This is a genomic window from Orrella sp. 11846 (assembly GCF_048820935.1).
GTDB lineage: Bacteria > Pseudomonadota > Gammaproteobacteria > Burkholderiales > Burkholderiaceae_B > Algicoccus.
The window spans coordinates 1-312 of the sequence record NZ_JBMERD010000067.1 but is presented as its reverse complement, the minus strand read 5'-3'; the positions used below and the strand labels follow the sequence as shown (position 1 = coordinate 312).

Sequence of the window (312 nt, the reverse complement as noted above, 5' to 3'; positions counted from 1 at the left end):
CAGCACCAGGGCAATAAAGCAGATGTAGGCATGTGCCCGAATGCGATCGGGTAGCCGGTGGTAGACAGGGCCGATTTCAATATCAGACTTGAGTAATTTAAAACCACGTTCAATATCGGCTAACGATTTGTATCTGGCCACGACATCGACGACATCTATATCTTTGGTATTCGTCACCAACAGCAGTTTGCCATCCATCGCACGGGCCCTTGCCAGTGCCTCCTCATCAATGTCGTAATTGAATAGTTGGCTGTTAAAGTTCACTTTCATGATGAGCCCTAAACGCTCCTCACAAACTTCGCGATAAAAGCG

1 protein-coding gene is annotated in these 312 nt (G+C 47.4%); it reads right to left on the bottom strand.

Annotated features, from left to right (window positions below):
- Nucleotides 1-312, bottom strand: a 312-nt coding sequence (locus ACOI06_RS14645; RefSeq protein ID WP_420663323.1) for an IS1634 family transposase, incomplete at both ends; no start/stop codon positions are given.